The organism is Janthinobacterium sp. (assembly GCF_031995485.1).
Lineage (GTDB): Bacteria > Pseudomonadota > Gammaproteobacteria > Burkholderiales > Burkholderiaceae_D > Janthinobacterium.
The window spans coordinates 37,155-61,031 of record NZ_DAMAGB010000045.1 but is presented as its reverse complement, the minus strand read 5'-3'; the positions used below and the strand labels follow the sequence as shown (position 1 = coordinate 61,031).

At 66.7% G+C, this 23,877-nt stretch carries 16 protein-coding genes; 11 read left to right on the top strand and 5 right to left on the bottom strand.

Annotation, left to right across the window (positions count from 1 at the left end; genetic code table 11):
• Positions 1-185: 185 nt before the first annotated feature.
• From RTQ46_RS21505 to recD, 7 genes are all read left to right on the top strand, one after another.
• Entirely contained in the window at positions 186-839 is a 654-nt protein-coding gene (locus RTQ46_RS21505) for an ANTAR domain-containing protein (RefSeq protein ID WP_312439629.1), read from the top strand.
• 133 nt (positions 840-972) lie between these two features.
• Positions 973-2,142: a CmpA/NrtA family ABC transporter substrate-binding protein gene (locus tag RTQ46_RS21500; protein WP_312439628.1), complete on the top strand. Its 1,170-nt coding sequence runs from the start codon at positions 973-975 to the stop codon at positions 2,140-2,142.
• 24 nt (positions 2,143-2,166) lie between these two features.
• A complete protein-coding gene (cobA, locus tag RTQ46_RS21495) occupies positions 2,167-2,949 on the top strand; it encodes a uroporphyrinogen-III C-methyltransferase (RefSeq protein ID WP_312439627.1) in 783 nt (260 codons plus the stop codon).
• A 129-nt stretch (positions 2,950-3,078) separates the two neighbouring features.
• Entirely contained in the window at positions 3,079-6,084 is a 3,006-nt protein-coding gene (locus RTQ46_RS21490; protein WP_312439626.1) for a CHASE domain-containing protein, read from the top strand.
• 55 nt (positions 6,085-6,139) lie between these two features.
• On the top strand, positions 6,140-9,571 hold the full coding sequence (gene recC, locus RTQ46_RS21485) for an exodeoxyribonuclease V subunit gamma (RefSeq protein WP_312439625.1): 3,432 nt from the start codon (positions 6,140-6,142) through the stop codon (positions 9,569-9,571).
• The gene (gene recB / locus RTQ46_RS21480) at positions 9,568-13,224 is read left to right on the top strand and encodes an exodeoxyribonuclease V subunit beta (protein WP_312439624.1); all 3,657 of its coding nucleotides are present in this window, start codon (positions 9,568-9,570) and stop codon (positions 13,222-13,224) included. Before recC ends, recB begins: the two co-directional genes overlap by 4 nt.
• On the top strand, positions 13,217-15,181 hold the full coding sequence (recD, locus tag RTQ46_RS21475) for an exodeoxyribonuclease V subunit alpha (RefSeq protein ID WP_312439623.1): 1,965 nt from the start codon (positions 13,217-13,219) through the stop codon (positions 15,179-15,181). Before recB ends, recD begins: the two co-directional genes overlap by 8 nt.
• Here recD and RTQ46_RS21470 read toward each other — a convergent pair whose 3' ends face one another.
• A complete protein-coding gene (locus RTQ46_RS21470; protein WP_312439622.1) occupies positions 15,182-16,042 on the bottom strand; it encodes an oxygenase MpaB family protein in 861 nt (286 codons plus the stop codon).
• Positions 16,043-16,193: 151 nt separating this feature from the next.
• On the bottom strand, positions 16,194-17,123 hold the full coding sequence (locus RTQ46_RS21465; RefSeq protein WP_312439621.1) for an NADP-dependent oxidoreductase: 930 nt from the start codon (positions 17,121-17,123) through the stop codon (positions 16,194-16,196).
• A gap of 99 nt (positions 17,124-17,222) precedes the next feature.
• Here RTQ46_RS21465 and RTQ46_RS21460 point away from each other — a divergent pair, with 99 nt between their 5' ends.
• Positions 17,223-18,008 carry a helix-turn-helix transcriptional regulator gene (locus RTQ46_RS21460; protein ID WP_312439620.1) on the top strand — a complete coding sequence of 262 codons (786 nt, stop codon included), beginning with the start codon at positions 17,223-17,225 and terminating at the stop codon, positions 18,006-18,008.
• On the opposite strand, the gene RTQ46_RS21455 is transcribed toward RTQ46_RS21460, so the two are convergent.
• Positions 18,005-18,907, bottom strand: coding sequence for a LysR substrate-binding domain-containing protein (locus tag RTQ46_RS21455; protein ID WP_312439619.1), 903 nt, complete (start codon positions 18,905-18,907; stop codon positions 18,005-18,007). The genes RTQ46_RS21460 and RTQ46_RS21455 overlap by 4 nt on opposite strands.
• Positions 18,908-19,016: 109 nt before the next feature.
• On the opposite strand from RTQ46_RS21455, the gene RTQ46_RS21450 reads away from it, so the two are divergent.
• Positions 19,017-19,940: a DMT family transporter gene (locus RTQ46_RS21450; protein WP_312439618.1), complete on the top strand. Its 924-nt coding sequence runs from the start codon at positions 19,017-19,019 to the stop codon at positions 19,938-19,940.
• Here RTQ46_RS21450 and RTQ46_RS21445 read toward each other — a convergent pair whose 3' ends face one another.
• Positions 19,941-20,867: a serine hydrolase gene (locus tag RTQ46_RS21445; RefSeq protein WP_312439617.1), complete on the bottom strand. Its 927-nt coding sequence runs from the start codon at positions 20,865-20,867 to the stop codon at positions 19,941-19,943. It lies immediately after the preceding gene.
• A gap of 400 nt (positions 20,868-21,267) precedes the next feature.
• On the opposite strand from RTQ46_RS21445, the gene RTQ46_RS21440 reads away from it, so the two are divergent.
• Positions 21,268-22,536, top strand: a complete 1,269-nt coding sequence (locus RTQ46_RS21440; RefSeq protein ID WP_312439616.1) for a histidine kinase — start codon at positions 21,268-21,270, stop codon at positions 22,534-22,536.
• On the top strand, positions 22,533-23,294 hold the full coding sequence (locus RTQ46_RS21435; protein WP_312439615.1) for a LytTR family DNA-binding domain-containing protein: 762 nt from the start codon (positions 22,533-22,535) through the stop codon (positions 23,292-23,294). The genes RTQ46_RS21440 and RTQ46_RS21435 overlap by 4 nt, the downstream gene beginning before the upstream one ends.
• 51 nt (positions 23,295-23,345) lie before the next feature.
• Here RTQ46_RS21435 and RTQ46_RS21430 read toward each other — a convergent pair whose 3' ends face one another.
• Positions 23,346-23,564 (bottom strand): TOBE domain-containing protein, encoded by a 219-nt coding sequence (locus RTQ46_RS21430; RefSeq protein ID WP_308920344.1) that lies wholly within the window; start codon positions 23,562-23,564, stop codon positions 23,346-23,348.
• Positions 23,565-23,877: the final 313 nt, after the last annotated feature.

The window sequence follows — 23,877 nt, the reverse complement described above, 5'->3', positions numbered from 1 at the left end:
GTTCGGCGATCATCATGCGCATGGCCCGGAATCGGTGCGCTTCTATACGAAACAGAAGGCCGTGACCCAGCGCTGGCCGGCCTCGACGGCCGCCGGCGCCGAATTTGCCATGCCGACCCTCAAATAAAACGCTGGTTTGATTCTTGCTTACTGCTTTGGCTACTTGCCAGCCATTGCAGAAGCCCATGACGTCCAGCCGTACCCCACCTCATTCCGAGCGCCCCCTGCGCATCGTGGTCGTCAATACCATTGTCGACCACGCCGTGCAGTCGGACAGCGCGCTGGCTGCCCAAGCGCAGCGCGGCAATGCCCTGCGCATCGGCCTGCTCGAAGCGGGCTACGACATTATCGCCTCGCTGCCTGCCGACCTTTACCTTCCCGAACGCATCGCGCAGCTGCAACCCGACCTGATCATCATCGACGCCGAATCGGACGCGCGCGACGTGCTCGAACATATCGTGATTGCCACGCGCGACGAGCGCCGCCCCATCGTGCTGTTTACGGAAGACGGCGCCACCGCCAGCATCGACGCCGCCATGGCGGCCGGCGTGTCGGCCTATATCGTGGCCGGCCTGCAGGCCGAGCGCATCGCACCCGTGTTGAACGTGGCGCTGTCGCGCTTTCGCCGGGAGGAAAAGCTGCGCGCCGAACTCGACGACACACGCCATAAGTTGCTTGAGCGCAAGGTGATCGAGCGGGCCAAGGGCCTGCTGATGACGCATCATGGATTGACGGAAGAGCAGGCCTATCAGCGCTTGCGCAGCATGGCCATGAACAAGAAGCTGAAACTGGCCGAGATTGCCCAGCGCATTATCGATGTGGAGGACCTGCTGGGATGAGCTCTCAAACCCGCGCACGCGGCTCGTTGTGGTGCGGCGCACCAATACAGTGCATTATTTTGAATGCCGTGATACACGGCAGATTGATAGACGGCAGATTGATAGACGGCAGAATTTTTCAGCAAGGAATGGTATGACGGAGCAAGCGGGTGGTCACATGCGGGCGGCGCAGCCTGAAAAGCAGGTAGTACGGATCGGCTATCTGCCGCTGACCGACTGCGCCTCCCTCGTCATGGCGGCGGAACTGGGTTTTGACGAACGATACGGCATCAAGATCGAGCTGAGCCGCGAAATGTCGTGGGCCGGCGTGCGCGACAAGCTGGGCAATGGCGAACTCGACGCCGCGCACGTGCTGTACGGCCTGGTGTTCGGCGTGCAGATGGGCATCGGCGGCCAGCAGCATGACATGGCCGTGCTGATGAACCTCAATCACAACGGGCAGTCCATCGCGCTGTCGGCCGACATGGCGCGTGCGGGTGCCGTCGACGGCGCGTCGCTGGCGCGCCAGATGCGCACCGCCGTGCGGCCCTATGTGTTTGCGCATACTTTCCCGACCGGCAACCATGCGATGCTGCTGCAATACTGGCTGGCCGCGCACGGCATCGATCCGGTGCGCGATGCGCGCGTGATGACGGTGCCGCCGTCGCAGATGGTGGCGGCCCTGCGCGCCGGCCAGATGGACGGCTTTTGCGCGGGCGAGCCGTGGGGCGGCAAGGCGATCGCCGAAGGCGTGGGCGTCACCGCCAGCACCAGCGGCGCGATCTGGCCTGACCATCCGGGCAAGGTGCTCGGCACCAGCGCCGCGTTTGCACGCCAGCATCCGAATACCTGCCGCGCGCTGATCGCCGCCGTGCTCGAAGCGGGGCGCTGGATCGATGCGAGCGACGCCAACCGCCTGCAGATGGCGGCCGTCCTGGCCGGTCCCGCCTACCTGAATGCGCCGCAGGAATTGCTGGCGCCGCGCATCCTCGGCCACTACTGCGACGGCCTGGGCAAGTGCTGGCACGAGCAACACGGCTTGCGGTTTCATGGCGATGGCGCCGTCAATTTTCCGTATCTGTCCGACGGCATGTGGTTCATGACCCAGCACCGGCGCTGGGGCCTGCTGCGCAGCGAACCCGATTACCTGGCGGTAGCCGGCCAGGTCACGCGCCTGGACCTGTATCGCCAGGCGGCGGACATGACGGGCACGACGGTACCAATCAGCCTGATGCGTTCATCGACCCTGTGCGATGGCGTGGTCTGGGACGGCAGCAATCCCGAGCAGTACGCGGCGTCGTTCGCGATCCGCCACTTTTTTTAACCCTGACAGCAGGAGATTTCTATCATGGCACAAGGCTACGTTACCCTGGTGGGCGCCGGTCCCGGCGACCCGGACCTGCTGACCATCAAGGCCGTCAAGGCCATCGCCGCGGCCGATGTGGTGCTGATCGACGACCTGGTCAATCCGGAAATCCTGGCCCATGCCCGCCCCGGCGTGCGCGTGGTGGAAGTGGGCAAGCGCGGCGGCTGCGCCTCGACGCCGCAGGCCTTTATCGAGCGCCTGATGCTGGCCGAAGCAAAATCCGGCCTGCATGTGGTGCGCCTGAAAGGCGGCGACCCGTACCTGTTCGGCCGCGGCGGCGAAGAGCGCGCGTATTTGCGCAGCCATGGCGTGCGGGTCGAGGTAGTGCCCGGCATCAGCAGCGGCCTGGCCGCGCCATCGGCGATCGGCGTGCCGCTGACCCACCGCAGCTGGAGCCAGGGGGCGATTTTCGTCACCGGCCATGGCAAGGATGCGGCCTCCGAACCGAACTGGGCCGCGCTGGCGCAGAGCGGGCTGACCCTCGTCATCTACATGGGCGTGGCGCGCGTGGCCGCGATCCAGGCCGGCCTGCTGGCCGGCGGCATGGCGCCCGGCATGCCGGTGGCCGTGGTGCAGTCGGCCAGCCGCGACAGCCAGCGCCAGCTGCTGAGCACCTTGCAAAATTTGCCCGGCGACCTGCAGGCCAGCGGCCTGGCCAGCCCGGCCATTATTGTGGTGGGCGAAGTGGTGCGCTGCGCCGACGCGTGGAATGAGTGGGATGCGCCCGGCGTGGTGCCGTTCGAGGCAGAGGCCGCCAGCCGCTAGCCGGATTGGCGTGGGCGCCAGCTTTTTTTGAACGGCGTGTGCATGGTGCAAGCGCTTTGATAGTATCCTCATGATAATTCAGCAGGAGCATGCTCCCGCAGGCCGAGGAACCGGAACAAGCGATCGACCATGCATATTCTGAACACGAGCTGGACCGCGTCATATGTCAGGATCTGGGCCGGCGGGGTGCTGCTGGCCCTGCTGATCGGCGGCGCGCTGTATGCGGGCGCTCAGCGTACCATCAATGACGATGCCCGCGAGCGCTTCGACAACCTCACCTACAGCGCCCAGCAGAGCCTCAAGTCGCGCGTGAAAAGCTATTCCGACCTGCTGCGCGGGCTGGAGTCGCTGTTTCGCACCAACGAGAACCTGACACGCCGGCAGTTCCACGATTATGTGGCCGGCCTCGATATCAAGCGCCAGTTTCCCGCTGTGGAATCGCTCAATTTTGCGGCGGCCGTCAAGGCTGCCGAGCGCGACGCCTTTATCGCCGCCGTGCGCGCCGACGACAGCCTGGTGGCCAAAGGCTATCCGGCCTTTGCCATCCGCCCGGCCGGCGAGCGGCCGGAATATACCGTGCTGACCTTCATGGAACCCGATGCGCTGGTGGCCGAGCGCCAGGGCGTCGATATCGGCGCCAATCCTGCCATCGCCCAGGCGCTGGCGCAGGCGCGCGACAGCGGCGAAATCAGCGCGTCGGGCCAGGTGATCATGATCAAGGGGCCGCCTGCGCGCGTCGGCCTGGGCATGCGCATGCCCGTCTACCGCAACGGCATGGCGCGCGGCACCGTGGCCGAGCGGCGCGCCGCCTACAAGGGCTCGGTCGGCATCGGCTTCGGCGTGGCGCAGCTGGTGCACAGCGCGCTCGAAGGCAGTACCCTGCAGCCGCTGCACCTGACGCTGTACAGCGCGCCGGGACCGTTTGCCGCCGGTGGCGACCTGCGCCTGACGCGGCAGGACCGCGTACTGTTCAACGATGACGGCGACTTGGGCGGCGTGCCGGCGCCGGGCCGCGACAGCGGCTACTTCGATCAGATACTGCCGATCGAATACCACGGCGGACTGTGGAAAGCCCATTTCCGGGTGCGCAAAAGCGCACTCTACAGTGACTTCGACCGCTACCTGCCAGCGCTGGCGCTGGCCGTCGGTTTTGCCGGCACGCTGCTGGCCTATGGCTACATGCTGACCTTGTACCTGTCGCGGCGTAATGCCATCGGCCAGCGTGCCATGCTCGATACCGTGCTCGACAGCGTTGACGCCTATGTCTTCATGAAGGACGAGAACCTGCGTTTTCGCTATGTGAACGCGAGGATGCTGGAAATACTGGAGCGGCCCATCGAGCAGATACTGGGCCGCCAGGCCGGCGAGCTGATCGGCGATGACCTGGCGGCCACGTTCCATGGCCGCGAACAGCTGATCTGCGCCACCGGCGTCAAGTTCATCGGCGAGGAACGCTTTGTCGACAGGCACGGCAAGGTGCATCATTTGTGGAGCGTGAAGGTGCCGCTGGGCCTGCCTGGTCCGGTCACGGGACTGATCGGCCTGTCCACCGATATCACCGAACTGCATCGCCTGAAAGAGCAGGCCGATGCGGCAAGCCAGGCGAAAAGCGATTTCCTGTCGAACATGAGCCATGAAATCCGCACGCCGATGAACAGTATTATCGGCATGGCCCACCTGGCGCTCAAGTCGGTGGCCGATGCGCGCCAGCGCGACTATCTGCAAAAAATCTACCATTCCGGCCAGCACCTGCTGGGGCTGATTAACGATATCCTCGATTTTTCCAAGATCGAGGCGGGCAAGCTGGAACTGGAAGTGCGGCAGTTCCGGCTCGATACGCTGCTGGCGAATATTTCGGGCCAGCTGGGCGAAGCGGCTGCCGCCAAGGGCCTGCAACTGCATTTCGATATTGCGCGCGACCTGCCGCAGCGCTGGTGCGGCGATGCGCTGCGCCTGGAGCAGGTCTTGCTGAACCTGACCAGCAACGCCATCAAGTTCAGCCATAACGGCAGCGTGTTCGTGCGCGTGCGCCAGACAGAGGAGGCGGCCGGGCACGCCATGCTGCGCTTCGATGTGCAGGACAGCGGCATCGGCATGAACCACCAGGAAGTCAGCCAGCTGTTCCGCTCGTTCCACCAGGCCGATCCGTCGACCACGCGCAAATACGGCGGCAGCGGCCTGGGCCTGGTGATCAGCAAGCAGCTGGCCGAGCTGATGGGCGGCAAGGTAGGCGTCTACAGCCAGCCAGGACTGGGCAGCACCTTCTGGTTTACGGCCCGCCTCGACAAATACGCGGGCGTGGCGGAAGACAGCGCCGGCGAGGGCGAACCGCCGCTCCTCGATGTGATCCGTGGCGCCTCCATCCTGCTGGTCGAAGACAATCTGTTCAGCCAGCAGGTGGGCAGCGAATTGCTGGAAGACGCGGGCGCCATCGTGCGCGTGGCCAACAATGGCCGCGAGGCACTCGACCTGCTGGCCCGGCAAAGCTATGACTGCGTGCTGATGGACGTGCAGATGCCCGAAATGGACGGCTTCGAAGCCACGCGCCGCATCCGCGCCGATCCGCAGCTGGCCGGGTTGCTGGTGATCGCGATGACGGCCAATGCCGGCAGCGAAGACCGCGCCCGCTGCCTGGAGGCGGGCATGGATGAATTCGTCACCAAGCCGATCGCGCCGAACCTGCTGTTCCACCTGCTGGCCAAATGGCTGCGCCGGCGCGGCGGCGGTTTTGCAGCGGCCACGCCAGCTTCCGCGTCTGCGCCAGCGGCACACGGCACGCGCAACCAGGCGGTGCTCGACGTGAACGCGCTGGCGCGCACCTTCAGCAACGACCCGGTCAAGATGCGCAAGTATGCGCAGCTGTTCCTCGATACGGCGCGCGACGGCCTGGCGGAGATGGAGCAGGCGATGGCACTGGAAGACCTCAAGCGCCTGGCCGACCTGGGCCACCGCACCAAGTCGTCCGCGCTGGCGGTGGGGGCGACGGCGTTCGCCTCGCTGTGCCTGCAGCTCGAAAGCCTGCGCCGCGGCGGCGACCTGCCGCAGGCGCGCGCATTGCTGGCGCAGATGGAGCCTGCGCTGGCGCAGGTGGCAGAAGAAATTTCGCTCGATTTTGCCAACAGCGACGCCACCTGACGCGGGCAAGGGCGATAATAGCGGTTTGCACAACGCTCAAGCCCGACTCAACCGCATGCAACCGACCATCACGCCCGGCCTTATCATTCTGCACGGCAACCAGCTGGAACACCTGCGCGCAGCCGTGTTCCAGTGGCTGCGCAACCATCCGCTGGCGCCGCTGGAGACCGATATCTTCCTGGTGCAGTCGAACGGCGTGGCCGAATGGCTGAAAATCGCGCTGGCCGAAGAGATGGGCGTCTGCGCCGCCACCCGCATCGCCCTGCCGGCCCGCCTGCTGTGGGAAAGCTACCGGGGCATGCTGGGCCGCGAGCGCGTGCCGCGCGTGTCGCCGTTCGACAAGTCGCCGCTGACCTGGCGTTTGATGCGCCTGCTGCCGTCGCTGCTGGAAGACCCCGTGTTTGCGCCGCTGCGCTACTTCCTGGCCGATGGCGATTGCGAACGGCGGCTGCAGCTGGCCGAGCGGCTGGCCGACCTGTTCGACCAGTACCAGGTGTACCGTGCTGACTGGCTGGCCGACTGGGCGGCGGGGCGCGATGTGCTGCGCACGGCGCGCGGCGAATCGATTGCCTTGAAGGACGAGCAGCGCTGGCAGGCGCAGCTGTGGCGCGCGGTGGCGGCCGACGTCGAGGCGCTCGAACGCGCCACGGGCCGCGCCGATATCCACGACGCCTTTTTGGCCGCCATCGACTCCGGCGCAGAGCCGGCCGGCAAGCTGCCGCGCCGCGTGGTGCTGTTCGGCGTCTCGGCCCTGCCGTACCAGACGCTGCAGGCGCTGGCCGCATTGGCGCGCCACACGCAAGTGGTGCTGGCCGTGCCCAATCCCTGCCAGTACTACTGGGGCGACATCATCGAAGGGCGCGACCTGCTGCGCGCCGCCTACAAGCGCCAGCAGCAGCGCAACGGCCAGGACCTGGCGCAGCTGCCGCTGGAAGAACTGCATGCGCACAGCCATCCGCTGCTGGCCAGCTGGGGCCGGCAGGGGCGCGACTTTATCCGCATGCTCGACGAATTCGACGAACACGCGCATGCGGAAGGACGCGACGACAGCCTGCGCATCGACCTGTTCGGCGACGAGCCGGGCGAAACGCTGCTGCAGCAAGTGCAGGTGGCGATCCGCGAACTGCGCCCGCTGGCCGAGCATGAACAGCTGCCGCCCGAGGCCGGCGACCGCTCGATCGAATTCCATGTGGCGCACAGCGTGCAGCGCGAAGTGGAAATCCTGCACGACCAGCTGCTGGCCATGTTTGCCGGCAGCAGCCAGACAGGCCTGCGTCCGCGCGACGTGGTGGTGATGGTGCCCGATATCGATGTGTTTACCGCCGCGATCCACGCCGTGTTCGGCCAGCACCGCCGCACGGACGCGCGCTTCATTCCGTTCGAGATCGGCGACGTCAAGGACCGCAGCGTCAATCCGCTGCTCGTCGCGCTGGAGTGGCTGCTGCAGCTGCCGCTGCAGCGCTGCCGCCAGAGCGAGGTGCGCGACCTGCTCGACGTGCCGGCGCTGGCCGCCCGTTTCGGCCTGCACGGCGACGATCTCGATACCCTCGGCGCCTGGATCGAAGGCTCGGGCGTGCGCTGGGGTCTCGATCGCGAACATCGCGCCGGGCTGGGCCTGGGTGCGGCGGGCGAACAGAATGCCTGGATCTTCGGCGTGCGGCGCATGCTGCTCGGCTACGCCAGCGGCGGCGGCGCCAGTGCCGGTGATGCCAGCTTTGGCGGCATCGAGCCCTACGCGGAAGTGGGCGGGCTTGATGCCGCGCTGGCTGGGTCGCTGGCGCAGCTGGTCGAGGCGCTCTTGCACTGGCGCGCGCTGCTGGCCGTCTCGCGCACCCCGGCCGAATGGGGCGTGCAGGCGCGTGCGCTGCTGGCCGGCTTCTTTGACGCCGACGACGAAGGCGACCGCCTGACCCTGGCGCAGCTCGAAGGCGCGCTGCAGTCGTGGCTGGAAACCTGCGAGCATGCCGGCTTTGCCGACCGCGTGCCGCTCGACGTGCTGCGCGTGGCCTGGCTGGGCGCGCTCGACGAGCCGACCCTGAACCACCAGTTCGTGTCGGGCGGCGTGACCTTCTGCACCCTGATGCCGATGCGCGCGGTGCCGTTTCGCGTGGTGTGCCTGTTGGGCATGAACGACGGCGATTTCCCGCGCCGCGCGCCGAAAGCCGACTTCGACCTGCTGGCGCTGCCCGGCATGGCGCGTCCCGGCGACCGCTCGCGCCGCGACGACGACCGCTACCTGATGCTCGAAGCGCTGCTGGCCGCGCGCGACAAGCTGTATGTGAGCTGGGTCGGGCGCAATGTGCGCGACAACTCCGAGCAGCCGCCATCGGTGCTGGTGTCGCAGCTGCGCGACTACCTGGCAGCCGGCTGGTCGCTCGACAGGCATCTGGCCTCATTGACCACCGAACATGCGCTGCAGCCGTTCAGCCGCCGCTACTTTGAAGATGGCGGTCTGCTGACCTATGCGGGCGAATGGCGCGTGGCGCATGTGGAAGAGGGACGGACAGCGGAAACACTGGCGCTGGGACCGTACGAATTCGATCCCGGCATGCGGTTGAAACTGGGCGAGCTGGCCAGTTTCGTGCGCCAGCCCGTCAAATACTTTTTCCGCCGCCGCCTCAGCGTGCACTTTGCCGAGGCGGCCATGCTGGGCGACGACGAGGAGCCGTTCGGCTTGAATGCCCTGGAGCGCTACCTGCTGGAAGACACCATGCTCGACGACGGCGGCGTGGTCGAGGCGATGGACGAGGTGCGCGCGGGCCTGCAGCTGCGCGCGCAACGGCTGGCGCGCGAGGGCGTGCTGCCGATCGGCCTGATCGGCCGCCAGGTGCAGGAGCAGCTGGTCGATGCGCTGGTGCCGGTGCGCAGCGCCTGGCTGTCGCTGCGCGCGTCGTTCCCGCAGGCAGCCGACAAGCGCGCCATCGCGCTGCCGTTCGGCGACCTGCTGCTCGAGGACTGGCTCGACAAATTGCGCAGCAATGGCGGCGAGACAGCCTGGCTGGAGCAGATTTCATCGAAGGTGATGGACAAGTCGGGCCTGGCGCGCGGCGACAAGCTGATGCTGATGTGGCTGCGCCAGCTGGCCGCCGCCGCCATCGGTTTTCCCGTCACCGGCTACCTGGTGGCGCGCGACGCCATCGTCAGCATGGCGCCGCTCGACCCGGCCAGCTCGCGCGAAGCGCTGGCCACCGTGCTGGCGCTGTGGCGCGAAGGCATGCACCATCCGCTGCCGACCGCCTGCAAGACGGGCCTGGCGCTGGTGCAGGAGGGCGATCCGCGCGCCGTGTATGACGGCGGCTTCGAGCTGTCGGGCGAACGCGAGGAACTGTGCCTGGCCCGTCTGTGGCCGGAATTTTCGGCCCTGGCCGCCGAGGAAGCGTGGGAAGACTGTACGCGCGAACTGTATGGCCCGCTGGCCGACTGGCTGCGCGAGCATGTGACGCTGGACCCGATTACAGGCGCCAATGACGCCGGAGAAGAACCATGACCAGCCATCTGCTCAACCCGCTGGCGTTTCCGCTGCACGGCTCGCGCCTGATCGAAGCGTCGGCCGGCACCGGCAAGACCTGGACCATCGCCGCGCTGTATGTGCGCCTGGTGCTGGGCCATGGCGACGCCGACACGCGCTTCGCGCGGCCGCTGCTGCCGGCCGATATCCTGGTGATGACGTTTACGCGCGCCGCCACGCGCGAACTGTCGAACCGCGTGCGCGAGCGGCTGATCGAGGCGGCCAAGTATTTCCGGCATGAGTCGCTGGGCAGCGATCCGTTTCTCGATGCCCTGCTCGCATCGTATCCCGACGACAGCGCACGGCAAAAGGCCGCGCACCGGCTGATGCTGGCTGCCGAGACGATGGACGAGGCGGCCATTTTCACCATCGACGCCTGGTGCCAGCGCATGCTGCGCGAACACGCGTTCGACAGCGGCAGCCTGTTCGACGAGGAACTGGTCAGCGATGAACAGGCGCTGTTCGAGGACGCCGCCCACGACTACTGGCGCCAGCAGGTGTATCCGCTGGCGCCGCAGTCGCTCGATGTGCTGCTCGCTTGCTGGAGCGGCGTCGATGCGCTGAAAAAAAGCGTGCGCGACCTGGCGCGCCGGCCCGGCATCGCCGCCATGGCGCAGGACGAAGCGCTGGGCGGCTTGATCGCGCGCGAGCAGCAGGCGCTGGGCGCGCAGCTGGTGCGCCTGAAGCAGGGTTGGGCCGAGCGCGCCACGGCCATGCAAACGTGGATCGACGGCCACCGCGCCGCCAATCCCAAATGCTTCAACGGCGTCAAGATGAAGCCCGACAACCTGGCGAAATGGTTCGACGGCCTGCGCCACTGGGCGCAGGATCCGCTGTTGCTGCTGCCGGCCATTACGCCCAAGGCCTGGGAGCGCCTGACGCCGTCCGGCATCGAAGATGCGTTTGCCAAGAGCTTTACCGCCAGCGTGCCCGAATGCTTCGGGCATACCGAGCAGCTGGGGCGTGACCTGGCGGCCATCACGCCGCTGGCGCACACCCTGCACCTGCATGCGGCAGCAACGATTGCGCGCCGCATGGACCAGCTCAAGCGCCAGTCGCGCCAGTTCGGCTTTGCCGACATGCTGCAGCGGCTGCACGACGCGCTGGCCGGCGAGAATGGTTCCGCGCTGCGCCAGCGCATCGTCGAGCAGTATCCGCTGGCGATGGTCGACGAATTCCAGGATACGGCGCCCGCGCAGTACCAGATTTTCAACCTGCTGTACCGCATCGCCGACAACGACCCGGCCCAGGGGCTGTTCCTGATCGGCGACCCGAAGCAGTCGATCTACGGCTTTCGCGGTGCCGACATCCAAAGCTACCTGGCGGCGCGGCGCGCCACCGAAGGACGCCACTACCAGCTGGGCACCAACTACCGCTCGACGGCGCCGCTGGTGGCGGCCGTCAACCAGCTGTTCCTGCATGCCGAACGTCCGCAAGTGCCGCTGGGCGCCTTCCGCTACCGCACCGCGCAGGCCAATCCGCTGCCGTTCGAGGCGGTCGAGGCCAAGGGCCGCGCCGAGCAGCTGGTGACGCAAGACGGCGCCATGCCGGCGCTGCTGGCCGCGTGCGCCAGCGACGAATCGCTGCGCAGCGAAAGCTACCGCGACTACTTTGCCGACCACTGTGCCGAGCATATCGTCGCCATGCTGGGCGACGCGCAGGCGGGCTTTGACGGCCCGGACGGTTTCGTGCGGCTGCAGCCGGCCGATATCGCCGTGCTGGTGCGCGACCGCAAGGAAGCGGGCGCGATCCGCCGCGCGCTGGCGCGCCGCCGCGTGGCCAGCGTGTATTTGTCCGACAAGGATTCGGTGGTCGACAGCGAGGAGGCCGCCGACGTCTTGCGCTGGCTGGCGGCGCTGGCCAATCCGCTCGATGGCGGCCTGGCGCGCGCCGCATTCGCCACCCGCACCATCGCCCTGTCGCTGGGCGAACTGGCGCGCCTGTCGAGCGACGAACTGGAATGGGAGCGCCGCGTCGAACAGCTGAAAGCGCTGCACCTGGTATGGCAGCGCCAGGGCGTGCTGGCCATGCTGCGCCGCTTTATCCACGAGCTGCAGCTGCCGGCCATGCTGCTGCAGCAGACGGGCGGCGAGCGGCGCCTGACCAATCTGCTGCATCTGGCCGAGCTGCTGCAGTCGGCCAGCCGCCAGCTCGATGGCGAGCAGGCGCTGATACGCTGGCTGGCCGAGCAGATCGAAGGCGGCGGCGAGAACAGCGACGAGCGCGTGCTGCGCCTGGAAAGCGACGCCGAGCTGGTAAAAGTGATCACCGTGCACAAGTCCAAGGGCCTCGAATATCCGCTGGTCTACCTGCCGTTTGCCGTCACGGCGCGCAAGGTCGACAAGCGCAACCGCAGCTTTGCCGACTATGCCGATGCGGATGGCGAGCGGCATCTGGACCTGTCGCTGTCGGATGAGGCGATGGCGGCGCTGGAAGAGGCGCGCATCGAGGAGGACCTGCGCCTGCTGTACGTGGCGCTGACGCGCGCGCGCCATTTCCTGTGGCTGGGCGTGGCGGCGCTGGCGGCGCGCAAGGCCGGCGAGAACACGCTGCATGAATCGGCGCTGGGCTACCTGCTGACCGGCGGCGACAAGCTGCCCGGCGAGCAACTGCAGCAGCGCTGGCACGAGGTGTGCGGCGGCTGCGACGCGATCGCCATTGCCAGCCTGGCGCAGCCGGGCGCGCCGACGCTGTTGAAACGCATCGAGCACCGCCCGGAACTGCGCGAGGCACCGCAGTTCACGGGGCGCTTCGAGCGCGACTGGTCGGTCGGCAGCTTTACCTCGCTGACGCGCCAGATCGGCGCCGTGGCCAGCCATGTACCGCAGCGGGCGCTGGAAGAAACGCTGATGGAAGACGGTACCGGTGCGGCATTGGTGGCGCCGGCGCAGCATCTGGGCGACGCGCCATGGCACCGTTTCCCGCGCGGCTCGCTGGCCGGTAACTTCCTGCACGAGCAGCTCGAATGGATGGGCGGCGAAGGCTTCGATTGCGTGTACGAGGCCAATTTCGGCACGCGCCTGGCCGCGCGCTGCGAACGGGCCGGCTGGGGCAACCGCCAGGACGAGGCGATCGCCTGGCTGCGCGAAGTGGCCGTCACGCCGCTGCCGCTGCTGGGCGCGCCGCTGGCGGAACTGGACAGCACCTTGTCCGAGATGGAGTTCTGGTTCCCCAGCGAGCATCTGGCAACGCAGGCGCTCGACGAACTGTGCACGCGCCTGCTGCTGGATGGCGCGCCACGCCCGGTGCTGCCGCGCCGCCAGCTGCATGGCATGCTGAAAGGCTTTGCCGACCTGGTGATCGAACGCGAGGGCCGCTACTGGGTGCTCGACTACAAGTCGAATGCACTGGGCAATAACGACGCGAGCTATCACACCGATGCGCTGGCGGCCGGCATGGCCCAGCACCGCTACGATATCCAGGGCGCCATCTATATGCTGGCGCTGCACCGGCTGCTGAAAAGCCGCCTTGGCGACGCCTATGACCCGGCGCAGCAGCTGGGCGGCGCCATCTTCCTGTTCCTGCGCGGTATCGCCAACCCGGACACGCATGGCTGCTATCTGCTCGAGCCGCAGCGCGAACTGCTCGACGGACTCGATCACATACTGGAAGAGACAGAACTGCATGCATAGCGCAACCCTTGATCCGTTGTTGAACCATTTTGACGCCATCGCCGACGCGGGCCAGGTGCGGCGCCTGGGCGCGGCGTTTGCGCGCTTTATCGGCTCCCTGTCGGCGGCTGCCGAACCGGCCGATGCGGCGGCGCTGGCCGTCGCCTGCCTGGTGCTGTCCGAACTGGAAGGGCGCGGCCACAGCTGCGTGATGCTGGCCGACCTGGCGCAGGAACCGTCGCAGATGATGGGCTGGACGGAAGAGCAGTGGCATGCGCTGCTGGCCGTCTCCGGCCCGCTGCCCGGGGCGATGGAAGACTGGTGCGCGCTGCTGGCGCGCGCGCCGCAGGTGTGGAGCGCCGGCGTGGCCGACCGCCAGCAGCCGCTGGTGCTCGATGGCGCGCGCCTGTATCTGCGCCGCTACTGGCGCGATGAAACGGCCGTTGGCGGCACCATCGCCGCGCGTGCGGAAATGACGCTTGCGCCGCCGCTGCCCCAGGTGCGGCGCTGGCTCGATGTGCTGTTTGACAAACCGCCGGCCAATGGCGGCACCGACTGGCAGAAGGTCGCCTGCGCCATCGCCCTGCGCGGCAAGGTGGCCATCATCACGGGCGGGCCGGGCACCGGCAAGACGTATACGGTAGCCAGTTTGCTGACCTTGCTGTTTGCCGTCTCGCCGCAGCCGGAGCAGCTGCGCATCGCGCTGGCCGCGCCGACCGGCAAGGCGGCCGCGCGCCTGAAGCAGTCGATCGACCAGGCGCTGACGGGACTGGCGCAAAAAGTCGGCGATGCGCTGCCCTTGTTGACGCTGGCCCAGCGCATGGGCGCCGCGCGCACCCTGCACAGCCTGCTCGGCGCGCGGCCCGGCACGCGCGCGTTTGCGCACCACGCGGGCAACCAGCTCGACGTCGACGTGCTGATCGTCGATGAAGCGTCGATGGTGCACCTGGAGATGATGGCCTCGGTGCTCGACGCCCTGCCGCCGTCCGCCATCCTGATCCTGCTGGGCGACAAGGACCAGCTGGCGTCGGTGGAGGCGGGCGCCGTGCTGGGCGACCTGTGCCACGACGCGCAGGCGGGCGGCTATACGGCGCAGACCATCGCCTATGCGCAGGCGGCCAGCGGCGAGATCATCGCGCCACAGTTCGCCGGCAACGCCGGCGCGCTGGCGCAGCAGACGGTGATGCTGCGCCACAGCCATCGCTTCAGCGGGCCGATCGGCGCGCTGGCGCTGGCCGTCAATGACGGCAATACGGCGCTGGCCAAGGCCTGCTTTGCCAATGAGCGCGACGGCAAGGTGGCCTGGCGCGTGCCGGCCCAGCCGGAAGAAGTGCTGCGCCTGGCATTAAATGGCCGCGACGGCGCGCCGGGCGGCTACCGGCCCTGCCTGGAGCTGGTCAATGCAGGCAATGCCGCTGGCGAAGCGCATGACGACTGGGTGCGCAAGGTGCTGCACAGCTTTGAGTCATTTCGCATTTTATGCGCCGTGCGCGAAGGCGAGTGGGGCGTGGCCGGACTCAATACGGCGATCGAACTGCGTCTCGAAAGGGAAGGCCTGATCCGCCGCAGCGAATGGTATGTGGGCCGGCCCGTGATGGTCACGCGCAACGACTATGGCACGGGGGTGTTCAACGGCGATATCGGCTTGACCCTGCGCGACCCGGCCCGTCCCGGTTCGCTGCGCGTGTACTTCCTCGAGGGCGACAGCGTGCGCAGCGTGCTGGCCACGCGCCTGCGCCAGGTGGAAACGGCATTTGCCATGACGGTGCACAAGTCGCAGGGCTCGGAATTTCGCCACACGGTGCTGGTGCTGCCGCAGGAGGGCGGCGCCATGCTGGCGCGCGAACTGGTCTACACCGGCATCACGCGCGCGCGCGACTTTTTTACGCTGGTGTCGCCCACGCAGGCGGTGCTGTTCGACGCGATTTTGCGCCGCACGCAGCGTGCCAGCGGGCTGCGTGCGCTGGTGGCAAGCTAGCTACTTGACGGTACCGCGCGCCGCCAGCCGGCGCGCCGCCTGGGCCGGCGGACTGTCCTGCAGCGGCAGCAGCGCCGCCGCCCGCGCCAGCATGCGCACCAGCGTCGCTTCGCCCCGGCGCAGGCCGCGTCCGCGCAGCTGCGGCAGCGAGCGCACCGGTTCCGGCGTCATCTCCACGGCGGCGCGCATCAGCAGCCGCTGCAGCCAGCGCATGGGCGCGGGCAGGATGGCCGCTTCCGACATGATGCGGATGAATTCAAGCAGTATCGGCGAGCCTTGCAGCCGTGGCGCGGTGGCGGCCAGCAGCGCCTCCCATTCGGCCCGCGAGCGCGGCGCGCCGGCCGCGCCATACAGGCGCGCGGCGGGCTGGGCTTCGGCAAACGCCGCGTCCTTCTCAGCGGCAGAGAACGGCCGTACATAGCGGTGATAGGCCTCGCTGAAGCCGAAGGTGGCCGTCGCCTGCACCCAGTCCAGCAGGCGCGGGTCGTTGGCGCGATAGGCGGTGCCGTCCGGCGTTGTGCCTTCCACATGGCCGTGCATGCGCACCACGCGCGCGATCAGCTGTTCGGTGGCCGAACGCGGGCCATACACGGTCATCATGGCGGCGAAACCGGTGCGCCGCAGACGCAGGCCGGGATCGCGCTGGAAGTTGCTGTGGTCCCAGACGCCGGAGCGTACCGACGGCTCGGACAGCTCCAGCAGCACCGCCGCCACGCCGCCGACGAACAGCGAAACGGGATTGGCAAACACGCGCCACGACACGCCGTCGGGCGGCGCCAGCGCCGGTTCGCCCGCCGGCTGGCTGAAGTCGAACGCCATGCCCGCCGGCGGGCGCATCAGTTCATGCAGCGTGGTCAGCATCGGCAGACCCCGGCGGCTCGGCGGCGATGGTGCGGACGGTGCGGACAGTAAGGGACTTGCGCCAGGATATCGGTCATGCCAGCTCTCCAGGGACGATGGACTCATGATGACACATCGGGCCGGACCAGCAAAATGCAAGCGCCGCGTCAGTTCATGGGGCCAGCTGCAGCACCACCTTGCCGCCTGTGCGCCCGCGCTGGACCAGCTCCAGCGCCTGCCGCACGTCGGCCAGCGGCAGCACGCTGCCAACCTTCGCCCTGAGCTTGCCCGCATCGGCCAGTTCGCCGATGGCGGCCAGCTGCCCCGCGTCGGGCTGGCACGCGACGCGCGCCGCATGCACGCCGTATTGCTGCGCCTCGTCCTGCGGAAACGCCACCGCCGTCACCAGACAGCCGCCTTTCCTCAGGGTGGCGAAGGCTCGCCGGAAGATCTCGCCGCCGACCGTGTCGAACACCACGTCCATGTCCTGCGCCGCCTGCTCGAACACCTGCCGGTCGTGGGCGATAAAGGCATCCGCGCCCAGGCTGCGCACCCAGGCTTCATTGCCTGCCGAGGCCATCGCCGTGACGTGCGCGCCGATGGACTTGGCAAGCTGTACCGCCAGCGAGCCGACGCCGCCCGACGCATTGGTGACGAACAGGCGCTGGCCACGGGCGAGCCTGGCCACGTCGAACAGTGCCTGCCAGGAGGTGAGGGCGCCCAGCGGCACCGCCGCCGCTTCGGTGAAGTCCAGGCTGGCGGGCTTGAGCGCGATATCGGCGGCCCGGGCGATGGCATAGCCGGCAAAGCCGCCCGCCGCAACGATGCCATAGACGGCGTCGCCCACCCGGAAGCGGCCGGCGCCGTCGCCAAGCCGGTCGATGGTGCCGCTGATCTCGCTGCCCAGGTGTATCGGCAGCGTCATGCCCATGCGCTGTCCCGCGCCATCGCGGATTTTCCAGTCCACCGGATTGACGCCTGCCGCGTGGATTCTGATTCGCACTTCGCCCGCTTGCGGTTCGGGCAGCGCGATCTCGGCCAGGCGCACCACGCTGTTGTCGCCGTATTCGTTGATGATGACGGCTTTCATGTTCGTGCTCATGTTTTTCCTTCCATGGTTGTCAAGCGATGCTGCCATGGTAGACTGGGCATTCAGCGATGTGGCGCCAAAGTGCATCGCTTAAACGCCAATCAGACAGTCATGGAACTTTTGCCTTTCACGCTACACCGTGGCACCAAGCAGCGCGGCATGGGCCTGCCCATGCATGTGCACGACGAGACCCAGCTGACCTTTGCCGCCTCGGGCATGGTGCAGATCCACACGGCCGAAGGCCGCTGGCTGGTGCCGCCGCAACTGGCCGTCTGGATACCGGAAGGCACGCCGCACCGGCTCGAAGTGCTGTCGGACGCCGAGCTGTGGATGGTGCAATGGCAGCCGTCGGTGGCGCGCGCGTGGGCGCCGGTGGCGCTGGACCGCGCCTTTGTGTTGCGCGTCACGCCGCTGCTGCGCGCGCTGCTCGGCTCGGCCTTTGCCGCCGCCGATGCGTCTGACAGCATGGCTGGCAGCGCGCCTGAAAAGGCCGAGCTGCTGGCGCGGCTGATGCTGCATGAACTGACCGGCACGGCGCATGCGCCGACTTTTTTGCCGATGCCCACCAGCCCGGCCGGCCAGCGGCTGGCCGATGCCGCGCTCGGCGATTGCCGGCAGCGCCTGGGCCTGGCCGAACTGGCCTCGCGCGCCGCCACCTCGGTGCGCAGCGCCAGCCGCCTGTTTCCGGAGGAAACGGGATTGAGCTTCAAGGCCTGGCGCCAGCGGGCCCGCATCGTGCAGGCGATGGACGGGCTGGGCAGGGGCACGCCGATCGCGCGCGTGGTGGCGGAATGCGGCTTTTCCAGCACCGCCTCGTTTTCCTGCGCGTTCCGGCAAGTGACCGGCATGACGCCGACGCAGTTCCTGGGGCAGGCGGACGTGGCGGCGTCCGCCTAGTCGCGGCGCGCCGGCGCCAAGGCGGGCGCCATCTGCCTGGCCAGTTCCAGGAAGGCATTGGTGGCGGGCGTATTCTGGCGCCGGTCGCGCACGGCCAGGCCCACCTTGCGGATCACGGGCGGATCCAAAGGCAGCGCGATCAGCTCCGGAAACTGGCTGGCCAAGTGCCGCGGCAGCGCCATTTCGGCCACGATGGACACGCCCGTGCCGCGGCTGACCATGTCGAAAATGGTGATCATCTGGCTGATACGGTAGGGCACGTCGGGTTTGAGCTGGGCGTTGGCGAACAGCGGTTCGATCAGGGCCGCGCAGCCCGCTTCGGACATGATGAACGGATCGGCACACAGCTGCGCCAGCGTGACGGCGGTTTCGCCGGCAAGCGCATGGCTGCGCGGCAGCAGCGCCATCATCTGGTCCTGCACCAGCGGCACGGTATCGAAGCGTTCGTCCGGCAGCACCAGGAAACCCACGTCGACGCGGCGCTCGCGTATCCATTGCACCACTTCGTGGTCGGCGCCTTCGTCGATGCGCAGTTCGATGCCCGGATAGCGTTCCTTGAAGCGTGCCGTGATGGCCGGCAGCAGATTGAGCGAGGACGTCGCACCGAACGAGCCGATGCGCAAGGAACCCTGGCGCTGGCCCAGCACGTCGGCCGCCTCCTGGCGCATCGCTTCGGACAGGCCCAGGATTTCGCGCGCGCGCAGCAGCAGCTGGCGGCCCACATCGGTCAGCTCGGCCGAAGCCTGGTGGCGCACGATCAGGTCCACGCCCATTTCCTTTTCCAGCGCTTTCAATGCATGCGAGACGGCCGACTGGCTGATGCCCAGCTGCATGGCGGCGGCGGAAAAGCCGCGCAGTTCGGCCACCAGGGTAAAGATTTCAAGTTGCGTGAAGGTCATGGTCGATCGCTGTCAAGGTATGAGTGTTTGCTCATTATTTCATGAGCCAGTATTAGTATTAATATATATGGACACATCCCGCCGCGCAAGCGGCATCACAGGAACCCCCATGCGTACTTTTGCCTTGCCCTTGCCTGCCGCCCAGTCGCCGCTGGTGTATATCAAACTGATCTTTGTTGCCCTGTTCTGGGGCGGCACTTTTATCGCCGGGCGCGTGCTGGCGCAGCAGATGCCGCCGATGACGGCGGCCAGCGGACGCTTTTCGGTTGCCGTGCTGTTGCTGGTGCTGCTGGCCTGGAAATTCGAAGGGGGATTGCCGCGCCTGGACCGCAGGCAAATCTTCACCACGGCCGCGCTCGGCCTGACCGGTATATTTCTTTATAACCTGTGTTTCCTGGCGGCCCTGTCGCGCATGCCGGCCGGCCGCACGGCGCTGTTTGTGGCGCTCAATCCCATCGTTACGGCACTGGCCTCGGCCCTGCTGTTCCGCGAGCAGCTGGGTTCCTTCAAATGGCTCGGCATCATGCTGGCGTTTTGCGGCACCGCCATTGTCATCACGCGCGGCGACCTGATGGGTGTGCTGCACGGCACGAGCGGCGGCATCGGCGCCGGCGAAGTGTTCATGTTCTGCGGCATCTGCAGCTGGGCTGCCTACACCCTGATCGGGCGCGTGGCCCTGAAAGGCCTGAGCCCGGTGGCCGCCACCACCTATGCCGCCATGTGGGGCCTGGCGTTTCTGCTGATGGGGGCGGCGGTCGAGTTTCCCACCGTGCCGTGGCGCAGCTTCGGCTGGCAGGTATGGGCGGCCGTCGGCTATCTGGGCGTGTTCGGCACGGTGATCGGTTTTGTCTGGTATTACGAGGGCGTGAAAGCGATCGGCCCGTCGCGTACGGCCGTGTTCAACAACCTGGTGCCAGTGTTCGGCATTGTGCTGGCGGCCGCCTTGCTGGGCGAGCCGGTGCTGGCCTCGATGCTGGTGGGCGGGGCAGTGACGATTGCCGGCGTGGTCATGACCAACCGGCAATCAAAATGATTATTTTGCGCGGCGGCGCTTGGAAGGCTTGGCCGGTGCTTTCTTGTGGCGGCTGGCCGACGCACGGACCACTTTGCCGGCCGAAGCACGTATCACCGGGCTGGCCGAGGCGCGCACCACCTTCGGCTCTTCGATGCCGTTTTCGGCCGCCAGCATGCGGCGGATATTGACGGCGTCCATGGCGCGCACGGAATTGGCGCGCGCGTTGAGCAGGATCATTGTGGCGAACTTGCCGGCCGACTTGATGCGCATGATCAGGCAGCGGCCCGCCTCATTGGTAAAGCCGGTTTTCGACAGGCCGATATCCCAGCCCTTGGCGCCCACCAGGCGGTTCGTGTTGTGGTATTCCACATCGCGGCCCTTGATCTGGATGATGTCCTTCGAATCGGTGGTGATGCGGCTGATTTCCGGATAGCGCGAAGCAGCCACGGCCATCTTGACCAGGTCGGCCGCGGTCGACTGGTTGTTCGGCGACAGGCCAGTCGGCTCTTCGATCACGGTCTGGCGCATGCCCAGCGCCTTGATCTTGGCATTGACGGCCACCGCAAACGCGGTCGGACCGCCCGGATAGGTACGGGCCAGCGAGGCGGCGGCGCGGTTGTCGGACGACATCAGCGCCAGCTGCAGCACATCGTGGCGCGTCAAGGTGGCGCCGACCGGCACGCGCGAGGTGCTGTGCTTCAGCGTGTCGACGTCCTCGCGGTCGATCAGGATTTCTTCCTGCATATTGGCTTTGGAGTCGAGCACGACCATGGCTGTCATCAGCTTGGTCAGCGAGGCGATCGGCACCACGACATTGGCATTTTTTTCAAGCAAGACTTTGCCCGTGCCGTCTTCGACCACCAGGATGGACTGGGAACCGAAGGGCACGGCGATGGCCGCCGTGGACAGCGTCATCAGCATCGTGACGATAATTTTTTTGAGCATGGAATGGGTCTGGAAAAGCAGTTTTGGGGCGCCACGGGAGGGCGCTGCGCGCAATACCGAAACCATGTCAGCAGACGTGACATGTGTCTCTGGAGCAATATTTGCCAAGCATAGACGATACCATCAAAATCCTTGCAATGTCTATGGCACACGGACTCGTCAAGGGCATTTTGGACCAATCAGGCGAAATAAATCACCTACTATTGCCGGAGTGAAAATTGTTGGCGATTTATTGATTTCACTTCGGAAACTTCGTACTATTCCAGCAAGATAGTTGTTGTGATACCGGTGCGTCGTCGTTGATGCCCGCCAGGTCGTCGTTCGTCGCCTGCCGCTGTGCAGCGCCAGGGCGCCGCCCTAGACTGCGTTCATGCCCGACTAACGCAACAGGAGAACGCAGATGTGGAAAAAATATACGGACTGGTACCGCGCCATCGACGATGAAACCCTGCTGGTGCTCAGGCAGCCCGAGATGGCGGGCCAGGTCAGCGGCCGCCTGCGCGGCTGCATCGCCAGGAAGCTGGCAACGCTGACGCCAATCGAACGCCAGCAGTTCCATGACTTCATGGAAAAATACCGGGGCGCCGGCTTTTATATCGCGGCGGCCAGGATGCTGCTGCTGTTCAGCGCGATCGGCGTGCTGCTGCACCTGATGCTGCCCGGCGAACTGAGCTGGGGGCAGGCCCTGGGACTCAGCAATGGCATCGGTTTTGCCATGTCCTGGGCGGTGCTGGGCGTGTGGTTCAATTATCGCAAGCTGGCGCGCAGGAAGATCCGGCTGCTGATGGCCCTGATGCTGCTGCTGCCGTTCCTGGCGGGCCTTTTGATCGGCCTGCTGACGTTCATGCTGAACCCGGGCATGTCCCTGGGCGGCTGCATGGCGCGCGGCGCGCGCATCGGCGGCTATGCCACCGCCACCGCAGGGCTGATCTATCTGGTGCCGATGTCGATTGTCGCCGTGTGGCGCAACCGCCAGTACGAAGCGCTGGCCTTGCAGCTGCAGCAGGAGGCCGAGCGCGACCGCCTGGCGCGCGCGCTCAGCGAATCGCAGCTGCGCCTGCTGCGCGCCCAGATCGAGCCGCACTTCCTGTTCAATACCCTGGGCGCGGTGCAGCAGCTGGCCGAGCAGGGCGCCCAGGGCGCGCCGAGGGCGGCCGCGCTGACGGCCGACCTGATCGCCTTTTTGCGCGCCAGCCTGGCCGAAATGCGCAGCGAACAGGTAACCTTGCACAGCGAATTCGAGATGGTGGCAGCCTACCTGCGCGTGATGCAGGCGCGGCTGGGAACGCGGCTGGCATTCAGCCTCGACCTGCCGGCCGCGCTGGCGCAGGCGAAAATTCCCAGCATGATCCTGCTGACCCTGGCGGAAAACGCCATCAAGCACGGCATCGAGCCAGCCTTGCGCGGCGGCCAGGTGATGCTGTCTGCCGCACTGTTGGACAATGGCAGGCTGCGCCTGCGGGTGCAGGACACGGGCGTCGGCCTGCCGCCGGGCGGGGCGCCGGCGCAAGGAAGCGGGCTGGGCCTGGACAATGTGCGCAGCCGCTTGCGGCTCGCCAGCGACCCGTCGGCCAGCCTGTCCATCCGCGACGATGAAGAAGGCGGCGTGGTCGCCGAGATCGTGTTGCCCTACCAACCTGAAACAGGCTCGAAAGAAAGCACTGCATGAATCCGCGTATCCTGATTGCCGAAGACGAGCCGCTGATGCGCGAACGCCTGCAGATGATGCTGGCGCAGGCCTGGCCCGAGGCGCGCATCGTGCTGGTGGCGGAAAATGGCAATGATGCCTGGGACGGTTTTCTCGAGCATGAGCCGGAGGTGGTGTTTCTCGACATCCGCATGCCGGGCCTGTCGGGCCTGGAAGTGGCCGAGCGCATCGGCAAGCGCGCCCATATCGTGTTCGTCACGGCCTATGACCAGTATGCGGTCGACGCCTTCGATGCGGGCGCCGTCGACTACCTGCTCAAACCGGTGCAGGCCGAGCGGCTCGAGCGCGCCTTGCTGCGCCTGCGCGAAAAACTCGATGCCCGGCCAGTCGCCCAGCCGGCCGACATGGCCCGTCTGCTGCAGTCGCTGCGCGCCGCGCTGCCGGTCCCGCCGCGCGAAAAAATGAAATGGCTGCGCGCCAGCGTGGGCAAGCAGATCCGCCTGATCGATATCGACGACGTGCTGTTCTTCCAGGCCGATACCAAATACACGCGCGTGGTGCTGGCCGACTCCGAAGCGCTGGTGCGCACGCCGCTGAAGGATTTGCTGGCGGGGCTGGACCCGGACCAGTTCTGGCAGATCCACCGCGGCACCATGGTCAACGTGAAAGCCATCGAGGCGGCCGAACGCATCGACGCCGAGCGCATGCAGGTACTGGTGAAAGGCAGTGCGGAAAAGCTGCCGGTGAGCCGGACGTTTACTTATCTGTTCCGGGATTGAAAACACCAACGCCCCGCAGTTGACGGGGCGTTGCAGTGGAGGCGGCGACGCTTACTGAATCTTGGCAATCGACACTTCGGTCGACTTGACCAGCGCGATCACTTCGCTGCCCACCTTCAGGTCCAGGTCCTTGATCGAGCGCGTGGTGATCACCGAGGTGACGATGCCGTGCGGGGTTTCCACGTCCACTTCCGAGACCACGGAACCGAGGATGATTTCCTTGATCTTGCCGCGAAACTGGTTACGTACATTGATTTCCGAGATAGCCATGGTCTGTCCTTTTGCTGGTGGGTACGCCGGGTGGCGCGACAGGGACAGAGTACGGGCTGGCGGGCGGTTTGCAAACGAATCGATGCGCATACCCATATGCGAAAAATGAGTTACCAATAAATTTCGAATGAATTTTTCAGATAAAGGGTGGTGCTGGCCGCAGATGGGAAAAGCCCCCGTGCGCGCAGGGCGGACGGGGGCGCTGATGGATGGGCAGGTCGGATTGGCGCTTGCGCGTAAGCCGACATCACCACGGCCGTTCTCAACAATGGTGTCGGATTACGGCGCTGCGCGCCTAATCCGACCTACGCTG